At 64.0% G+C, this 9275-nt stretch carries 8 protein-coding genes; 4 read left to right on the top strand and 4 right to left on the bottom strand.

Translation table 11 applies throughout. The features are described from left to right. Position 1: 1 nt before the first annotated feature. The 4 genes from ACQR1X_RS21175 to ACQR1X_RS21190 form a co-directional block, all read right to left on the bottom strand. Complete coding sequence (locus tag ACQR1X_RS21175; protein ID WP_315803653.1) at positions 2 to 2344, bottom strand: ABC transporter substrate-binding protein; 2343 nt, start codon at positions 2342 to 2344, stop codon at positions 2 to 4. Positions 2345 to 2450: 106 nt separating this feature from the next. Next, positions 2451 to 3368: a sel1 repeat family protein gene (locus ACQR1X_RS21180; protein ID WP_315803652.1), complete on the bottom strand. Its 918-nt coding sequence runs from the start codon at positions 3366 to 3368 to the stop codon at positions 2451 to 2453. A gap of 503 nt (positions 3369 to 3871) precedes the next feature. Then, a complete protein-coding gene (locus ACQR1X_RS21185) occupies positions 3872 to 4417 on the bottom strand; it encodes a carboxymuconolactone decarboxylase family protein (protein WP_315803651.1) in 546 nt (181 codons plus the stop codon). A gap of 2 nt (positions 4418 to 4419) precedes the next feature. Further along, positions 4420 to 4974, bottom strand: coding sequence for a peroxiredoxin (locus tag ACQR1X_RS21190; RefSeq protein WP_315713058.1), 555 nt, complete (start codon positions 4972 to 4974; stop codon positions 4420 to 4422). 587 nt (positions 4975 to 5561) lie between these two features. Between ACQR1X_RS21190 and ACQR1X_RS21195 the strand changes: the two genes are divergently transcribed. From ACQR1X_RS21195 to ACQR1X_RS21210, 4 genes are read left to right on the top strand one after another with little or no spacing between them, the layout of a single operon-like run. Beyond that, the gene (locus tag ACQR1X_RS21195; protein WP_316238964.1) at positions 5562 to 6608 is read left to right on the top strand and encodes an ABC transporter substrate-binding protein; all 1047 of its coding nucleotides are present in this window, start codon (positions 5562 to 5564) and stop codon (positions 6606 to 6608) included. A gap of 17 nt (positions 6609 to 6625) precedes the next feature. Further along, entirely contained in the window at positions 6626 to 7429 is an 804-nt protein-coding gene (locus ACQR1X_RS21200; RefSeq protein WP_434899579.1) for an ABC transporter ATP-binding protein, read from the top strand. Continuing rightward, complete coding sequence (locus ACQR1X_RS21205) at positions 7426 to 8292, top strand: ABC transporter permease (RefSeq protein ID WP_434899502.1); 867 nt, start codon at positions 7426 to 7428, stop codon at positions 8290 to 8292. The genes ACQR1X_RS21200 and ACQR1X_RS21205 overlap by 4 nt, the downstream gene beginning before the upstream one ends. 31 nt (positions 8293 to 8323) lie before the next feature. Next, positions 8324 to 9247, top strand: coding sequence for an acetamidase/formamidase family protein (locus tag ACQR1X_RS21210; RefSeq protein ID WP_434899503.1), 924 nt, complete (start codon positions 8324 to 8326; stop codon positions 9245 to 9247). Positions 9248 to 9275 lie beyond the last annotated feature (28 nt).

A 9275-nucleotide genomic window follows, 5' to 3' on the forward strand; every position in this document is an offset into this window, starting at 1 on the left:
GCTACTGTGGGTGCCGCGGCGCAGCGCGCTTCTGGCGGTTGGCTCGCCATTCCATGAATTCACGGAACAACCGGGGATCGGCTGAAACGCCGCTCGCCTGCATATCGTTGACCTGTGCATTCGCCCCCAGCATCTGGGGAGGCGGCGTATTGCGATCGAGCCAGTCCTGTGCCGTCTTGAATCTTGTCCAGCCCGCGATCGGCGCCAGCGGCGCCACCTCCTGCCATTTCGGGTGGTATGGCGGCCGTTGCAGCGCCTGCATGTTGCTGAAGAAGGCTTCGACCAGCAGAGACAGCCGGCGGTGACGGTCGCTGCCGGCCGGCCAGTTGAACGACGCCAGCACGGCCTCGGCCGCGATCGTGTTCACCGGCGCCGAGGCGCCGACGAGGTTCGGATAGTCCTCGGCGGACAATTGCGCCGGCAGGTAGTCGTCGTGCAGAGCCTTGTCGTAGTCGACGGGCACCAGGTGCAGATTGGGATCGTTGACCTGGCTCAGCCATTGCACCGGCTTGCCCTCGACCGTGATGATCGCGTCGATGTCGCCCTTGCGCAGCATATCCAGCGCCAGCCGCGGTTCGATATAGAGCAGATGCGGCCTGATCCCGAGGCGCTCGAACACGTTGATCGAGGTGACGAAGGTGCCGCCGTCGGGCAGGTCGACGGCGATGGTCTTGCCGTCAAGCTCGCTCAGGCTGGTGATAGATCTCGGCGCCAGCACGTGCATCTCCTCGTTGAACAGCTTGGTGACATAGACCAGTTGCTCGCGGATGTTGTTGGCGAAGTCCTTGCGCTCGAGAAAGGCCAGGGTGTCCTTGCGGATGATGCCGGCGTCGACGCCGCGCAGCAGCAGGATGTCGGCGACCGATTGCACCGAGCCGCGGCCGATCACGGGAAGGATGCGCAGCTCCGTCCCCTTGTCGAGCGCCGATGCGAGGTCCGCACCCATGTTGGCATAGGTGCTGCCGAACGAGCCGGTCATCAGCGTGACGGTATTGGCATTCAGCTGGTTGGCCAGATCGCGCTTCGCCGTACCGTAACGGAAAATGGTCTTGAAGGAATCGCTGACACTGCCGGGATCGATACCGCTCCGCACCGGACCGAAGCGCTGCCACTTCCCGCCGGTGAACTGCATCATCTGCATCTGCTCCAGCGGCGCGTGATCATGGGGGCTGGTGTTGACGGTGATGCCGGGCGTCAGCATCGGCAATTTGAGGCTCTTCAGGGATGCCGCCTGCTTCATGATGTTGTCGCGCGACAGGTCGTCGCCGCAACTCCGCAACACCGCGACCATCGCGTTTGCCGCGAGGTAGCCGAAGGTCGCAAGACCATTGCTTCTCGGTACGTCCGGCAGATAGCGGTCCATGAAGGCGGACCATTCGCGGTAGGATGGATCGCCCGCCGCCGCGGCCTCCTCGCCCTCGTAGTAGTAGCCCGCGGACAGGATGCCTTCGGCATTCTGCAGGCCGGCCGGCTGCATCACGGCGGAGACCGATTCCGAGACTGTCGAGATGATGTGGTCCGGATGCCAGCCGAGCTCGGCCGCGCGGCGGATCGCCATCACGGCAAATTTGGGTGTGGTCACGTCGAAGAAGATGTCGGCGCCGGAGGCCTTCAGCGTGGCGATCTGCTGATTGACGTTGGCGTCCGTCACCTTGTAGCCGGCTTCCGCGACGATCGGAAGCTTGCCGCCCAGGCCGTCCTTCAATCCCTTGACGTAGTCCCTTCCGAAATCGTCGTCCTGATAGAGAATCGCGATCTTGCCGCGGCTGTGGGTCTCCAGCAGGTACTGGGCATAGACGTGCGCCTCGGCCTGGTAGCTTGGCTGAAAGCCCATGGTCCACGGAAAGTCGTGCGGCTGGTCCCATTGCGAGGAGCCGGATGCCACGAACAATTGCGGGACTTTGTTGGCGTTGAGATATGGGCGCACCGCCAGGTTGGGGGCCGTGCCCAGGCTCGCAAACATCAGCAGGACGTTGTCCTCCTCGACGAGCTTGCGCGTCATCTCCACCGTCCTCTGCGGCGCATAGCCGTCGTCGTAGGAAATGAAGTTGATGCGCCGGCCGTTGATGCCGCCCTCGGAATTGATCTTGTTGAAGTAGGCCGCGATCGTCTTGCCGATGACACCATAGGCGAGAGCCGGGCCGCTATAGGGCATGGTGTTGCCGATGCGAATCTCGTTGTCGGCGGCGACCGCTCGATGCCCGGCCAGCGCCAATGTTGCGGACAGAGCCAGGACGAGGCATGCGGCTGTTCGAGAGCGGCTGTTCGTTGCATCCCGTGGTTTGCGACGTCGGCTCCATCTAGCGGCCAAGCAGGCGCGAGCTGCAGCATGGATGCCCTGCATCACCAGTCCTCCCATCGATATGTGGTTCTCGAGCGCAGCAGATCGCGGCCGCCCGTCTCGCCGGGAGCGGTCCGGGTCGCGTCTCGAGCGCTCCGAGATTGATGCGTTAGCGTGCAGCCGAGATGCGTCGGCTGGCTTCCGGCGATCCTTGCTCCGCAGCCCTGAGATACCAGGCCCGCGCCTTGGCTGCGTCGGGAACGGCACCGAGCAACCGTGATTTCGTCAGTTCGGCCGGGTCGTAGGTGCGCGCGAGCAGGAGGGAAGCGTCCGCAATGCCGGCGTCGGAAAGCCGCGTCAGAATCAGCCGCGCGCTGGCGACGTCGCCCGCGGCGAGCAGGTCGCGTCCGCGCTTCATCAGCCCGTCGACCTCGTCTCGCGGCAGCGGAACGGTCGGGCGGGGCGAGGCCATCGGCAGCGCAGGGGAGGGAGGGGAGACCGCCGGCGCTGCGGCGGCCGGCGCTGGCGACGTCGGCGTCGAGGGCCATGGCCGCATCGCCAGTTCTGTACTGCTGGGAGCCGCGAGCGCGGCGACCGTCTGCGGGGGATCTTCCTGGGCAACCTTGGCTTCCGCGGGATCGATCTGGGCCAGGCTTTCCAGCACGGCGGTCGGCATGATCGGGCTCTTGCTGCCCGGTGTCGGCCCGCCATTCTCGAAGGAGACCATGTTGACCACCATCATGGCGATGGAGGCCGCGATGCCGACGGCGGCACCGATCTTGATGATGCTGCCCAGCCGGAACGATTTGTCCGGATCCTCCGGCGGCAGCGGCATCACGACGGGATCGAGCTTCGCGCTCCAGGCGCGATGCACCTCCTCATCGTCGAGGTCAAGGGCCGCCGGCCGCGCCGGCAGGGAGCTTGGCCGGGACACCAGATGATGCGGCAGGGGCACGCCGTCGGCAGGCGGATCGAACGTCGTCGGGCCGGCCTCCGTCTGGCGGCGGCGCGGCGCATATCTGCGGAGCTCTTCGCTCGCCCAGGGCGGCGCTGGCTTCGCCGGATCGTTCTGATCTGGAGCACTCATCACTAGCCTCCTGTCTCCGACGAACGGGTCGTGGGAGATAGCTTCAGGACGTCGGGCGCGCGCGGTCCAACCGAAGCGCACATGATGCGACATCGGGGACATTGCATCAACGCTTCCGTCGAGACCGACAGGTCCGGTTTCCTTCCGACATGCACGCCATTGTTTTCGCGCGCCCTGGTCACAATCGATGTTGCTTGGTCCCTAAGCTGATCAATGTTCTTGTCGGGAAGGGTGAGCAGGTAAGGCTATTTGATGGAAATTTCCCGGCGCGCCGCATCGGTGATTGCTCGCGATGCGCGAGACCGGGGGCGAGTTCTGCGCTTTGCAGAAAGATCGGGTGGAGTATCTGGATGCCGCAATCCTCTCGACTTTGCCGCGAGGTCAGGGGCTTAGCGGGCCGAGGAGTTGCAGGCGCGCCAGGAAATTCTGCAACTTAGGCGAGAGGTGGGGAAAAACAAATGCGGCCGGACAATGCCGGCCGCATTCACATATCCGATCGATTTTTACTCCGCCGCCAGCGCGACGGACACACAAGCGGCTTCGATCGCAACGGCAACCGACTGGATGATGGCGGCAAAGCGGACGGCGGTCTGGATCGTGGCCGCGGGCACGCCCGCATCCTGCAGGACCTTCTCATGCGAATCGATGCAGGTGCCGCAGCCGTTGATGGCGGACACCGCGAGCGACCACAGCTCGAAATCGGCCTTGTCGATGCCTGGGTTGGCGATGACGTTCATCCGCAGCCGGGCCGGCATCGTCGCGTACTCCTTGTTCGAGGCAAGGTGCACGAAGCGGTAGTAGACGTTGTTCATGGCCATGATCGCGGCGGCCGATTTCGCCGCCGCCAAAGCGGCGGGCGACAGCTGTGTGGCCGCAACCGATTCGAAGGCCGCAACGACGCTCGGATTGCGAGTCGCAATCGCGCAGGCGACGAACAGGCCATATTTGGCCTGCGGCGACAGCGTCTCGTCGGACGCCATGGATGACAGATTGAGCCTGACATCCTTGGCGAAGTCCGGGATCTGGTCCTTCAACTGCTCGATCGACATGATCAGGCGACCTTCAGGGTCTCGCCGCCGACTTCGCGATTGCACGGGCAGAGCTCGTCGGTCTGCAGCGCGTCGAGCACGCGCAGCGTATCCTTCGGAGCGCGGCCGACATTGAGGTTGGTCGCATAGACGTGCTGGATGGTGTTGTCGGGATCGACGATGAAGGTGTAGCGGTAGGCGACGCCATCCGGCGAACGAACGCCGAGGCCGTCGACCAATGCGCCCTTGGTGTCGGCGAACTGCCAGATCGGCAGTTTGTGCAGATCCTTGTGGTCGCGGCGCCAGGCGAGCTTGCAGAACTCGTTGTCGGTCGAGCCGCCGAGCACCACGGCATCGCGGTCCGCGAAGTCCTTCGCCAGGCGCGCGAACTCGGCAATCTCGGTCGGACAGACGAAAGTGAAATCCTTCGGATAGAAGAAGATGATCTTCCACTTTCCAGGGAAGCTGGTCTCGGTCAGGGTCTCGAAGGCGCTCTCGCCCTTCTCCTCCTGCAGATGAAAGCCGGGTTTCACGCCGACGATTTCAAACGATGGCAGCTTGCTTCCAATTCCGAGCATTTTGCACTCCAAGAAAATTATTGCGCTGCAATAGCGAGGCGCATTGTGCATTGCAAGCGATATGCCATTCGTTTTTAGTATCAGGGGATTGTCGAAAAACCGACACTCGGCGGCGCCATGCTGCAAATGCGAGGACATGGCGGCGGGGAGCTTGCAGATGCCGCCCGCTTGGGCGGTTTCGAACGTCGGCTTCGCGACATGGTGGTCCGACATTGAGCGGCGGCAGCCGGAGGGCACGCATCGTTGTCTCGGCAACAGGAGGTTGACGTCCCGCCTGGTCTGGGCGCCGCGCGACCTCGTATTGACGGTCGAGCCGGCGGCCGACGTGCAATTTCTTTGTGCGGCCCAAGTGGCAAAATTGACATTATCGCCTTTGTTGCGATGCACGTTTGACCACGGCGACTCCTGAAGCGGCAGCAAGGCGACAAGCCGTCGGCAGATCACGGCGCGGCACGGCGCAAGGTGTCGCACAGCGCACAGTGTTGTCAGCTTTTCAGCAAATCGCGTCTGTTATTTCGCCTTGCTGCACGACGACCCGACCATAGTCTCCTCGCAGATTTTCATTGGCCTGGGAGGAGTTCATCACCATGAGCGAAACTGTCTCGGCATCAAATGCAAGCGCGAGCCTGTCGATCGACCGACGACGATTTCTGGCGACCTCAGCCGCGCTCGCGGCAGGATGGGGAGCATCCTCGCTGCTCGGAGCCAGGAGCGCGACGGCGGCGGGCCTGAAGACGGTGCGCTTCAGCGAGGCCGTGCACAATCTCGGCTACATCAATCTCTACGTCGGCATGCACGCCGGGATCTTCAAGAAGAACGGTCTGGACATGCAGGTGAGCGCCGCCGGCGGCGACACCCAGACCTTCGCCGCAGTGCTCGGCGGCTCGGCTGATTTTGCCATCGGCGACGCGACCATGGCACAGATCTCGCGTGAGAACGGCGGTCCTGGCGTGGTGGTCGGGACGGTGGTGCAGAGGGCGCACTATTTCGGCGTCTCCAAGACACTCGAGCCGATCACCGATCCCAAAGCGTTCAAGGGCCTCAAGATCGTGACCTCGCCCGAGCCGAACACCAACTACAGCGTGGCGAAGCGCCTTCTGGAGAAAGCGGGACTGAAGGTCGGCGTCGATGCGACCATCGTCCCCGTCAACCCCGGCACCGAAATCGCCGCGATGCTGGCGGGCCAGGCCGACATCGCGATCGCCTATCAGCCCAGCGTCGCCGCGGCGGAGGCGCAGGGCGCCAAGGTGGTGTTCGACTTCTCGAACTACATCGGTCCGTTCTGCAATACGGGGATCATGGTGCTGCCGACCACGATCCAGAAGGATCCCGAGATGGTGCAGGCGCTGGTGACCTCGTTCGAGGAAGCCTCGCGCAAGACCTACGCCGACCCCGCTTTCTCCAAGGAAGTCGCACGCAAGGAGTTCCCGGACCTGCCCGGCGAGGTCGTCGACAAGGCGATCGACGCCGAGCTGAAATATCTCATTCCGGCGCAGTCGGTGATCACCAAGACGGACCAGTGGGCGAACCTGATGGAAATGCAGGTCTATCTCGGCAACGCCAAGGGCTCGGTGCCGTTCGATCAGATCATCGACAACTCCTTCGCAGAGAAGGCGATCGCCAGCCTCAAATGACCGAGGTGACCGGCATGATGCAGGCCGCGCCGGGCGCCATCGCAGCGCCTGCGCCGCCGCTCGTCGTCGAGCATGTTGCCAAGAGCTACGAGCTTGACGGCGGCCGCGTGGTGCCGGTGATCGGCGATCTCAGCCTGACATTGCGAGAGGGGGAGATCGTCAGCATCGTCGGCCCGTCCGGTTGCGGGAAGACGACGCTCCTGAACACGCTGTGCGGATTGTTGGCGCCGGATGCCGGCCGCATCCGCTGGCACGGCCGCGAGGTCGCCGGCCAACCGCAGAATGTCGGCTACATGTTGCAGAAGGATCTGCTGCTGCCGTGGCGGACCGCGCTCAGCAACACCATGCTGGGACTCGAGATACATGGCGTTCCGGCCGCCGAAGCGGAGGACCGCTGCCGGGCCTTGCTCGACCAGCTCGGGCTGCACGGCTTTGCCGACCACTATCCCGCGACCCTGTCCGGTGGCATGCGCCAGCGGGTGGCGCTCGCGCGCACGCTGGTCAATGAGCCCGACGTGCTGCTGCTCGACGAGCCGTTCGCCGCGCTGGATTTCCAAAGCAAGCTCCTGATCGAGAACGACACGGTGGGCCTGGTCCGGCAGGGGCGCCGTTCGCTGCTGCTGATCACCCACGACATCGAGGAGGCGGTGTCACTCGCCGACCGGGTGATCGTGCTGTCGAAGCGGCCGACGCAGATCAAGGCGGTCTACGACATTGGGCTCGGCAGCGAGCGCCGCGACGTGATCTCGGTGCGGCAGACGCCAGGCTTCAGTGACTACGTCCGCAGCATTTGGGCCGATCTGGACGTGGTGCTGCAATGACCGCCGACATCGACGCGCCGCCGGTCCGCTCGGCACCGACACCGGTCTCCGAGGCACGGGCGGTTCGGGCGCCGACACGTGGGCGGCGATGGCTGCATCTGCGCACCACGCTTGCCGTGCTCGTCACCCAGCTTCTCGTCCTGGCGGCCTTCCTCGGCTTCTGGGAATATGCGACCGGGCAGAACAAGGCCGCCGCCTTCATGTTCGGCTCGCCGTCCGCCATCCTCAAGTTTCTCTCGCAGATGGCCTATGACGGCAGCCTGTGGCGCGACACCTCCGTCACCGGGCTGGAGACGCTGCTCGGCTTCTTCGTCGGCAACTGCATCGGCACATTGATCGGGCTGTCGCTGTGGTATTCGCGCTTCGTCTCGCGCGTGGTCGAGCCGTTCGTGATCGCGCTCGGCTCGATTCCGATCATCGCGCTGGCGCCGATCATCATCATCTGGTTCGGCACCGGGCTGATCTCGAAGGTTGCGATGTCGACTTTGTCGGTCGTGATTGTCGCCCTGGTGACCTCGTACAAGGGTGCCACCGGCGTCGATCCCGACCAGATCAATTTGTTCCGCACTCTCGGCGCGTCCAAGTTCCAGATCTTCCGCAAGCTGGTGGTGCCGGCGTCGCTGACGGACATCTTCGCGGGGCTGAAGCTCACCGTCGGCTTTGCCCTGATCGGCGCGATCGTCGGCGAGTTCATGTCCTCCTCCGAAGGGCTGGGGCACGCCATCTTCAAGGCCGGGTCGCTCTACATCATTCCGAAGGTGTTCGCCGCGCTGGTTGCGACGATCGCGCTGGCGCTGGTGCTGACTTTTGCGGTCGGCAAGATCGAGCGGCTGTTGATGCCGTGGCGGCGGCAGCCGCGATGATGCAACGACGTTGGAGATAGCAGGAGTGATCATGTCAAAGCGCATCGGCAAGGCCGGCAACATCAAATACGCGCTGTCGGGCGACAATGAGTTCATCGCGACCGTCGATCCCGGTGAGATCTTCGTCGTCGAATGCGCGATCAATGTCAACGACGGCACCATCCGCGCGCTCGGCCAGCAACTGGTCGAGAGCGACGTGACGCTGCCCTACGTCAACGGTGCGACTGGCCCGATCGAGGTGCGCGGCGCCAAGCCTGGCGATATGTTGCGGCTCGACATCATTGACATGGAGCTCGACCGGCTCGGCTTCACCGCGCTGTGGCCGGGCATCGGCATGTTTCCGGACTGGGTCCGGCGCAAGGAGTTCGGCATCCAGACCCGCGTCGTCGCGGTCGAGGACGGCCACGTGCTGTGGAACGAGCATGTGAAGCTTCCGGTCCGGCCGATGATCGGCGTTGCCGGGGTCGCGCCGGTGCATGGCGCGGTGCTGACGGTGGACAACGGGCCGCATGGTGGCAATCTCGACGTTCAGGAGATCACCTCCGGCAACTCGCTGTTCTTCCGCGTCAACAAGGACGGCGCGCATCTTTTCCTCGGCGATTGCCACGCCATCCAGGGCGACGGCGAAGCCAATGGCATGGGCGCGATCGAGATCGCCGCGAACCTCACCGTGAAGGTGTCGTTGGACAAGGCTCCGGCGCGGCTGAACCATCCGCGAATCGAGACGCCGACGCACATCTGCACGCTGGGCTGCGCGCGCCCGCTCGAGGACGCGATGCGGATCGCGTTCGAGGAGATGATCAACTGGCTGGAGGACGATTGGAGGATTCCGGCGCCGGAGGCCTACATGCTCCTCGGCCAGGTCGCCGAGGCGCGCTGCACCCAGGTCGTCAATCCGAAATACACCTACATCTGCAAGGTCAACAAGGCTCTGCTCGCCGGCTATCACGGTTGAAAACCGAAACTGATTGAAAGGAGACGAT

Source organism: Bradyrhizobium sp. HKCCYLRH3073 (assembly GCF_051167995.1).
GTDB lineage: Bacteria > Pseudomonadota > Alphaproteobacteria > Rhizobiales > Xanthobacteraceae > Bradyrhizobium.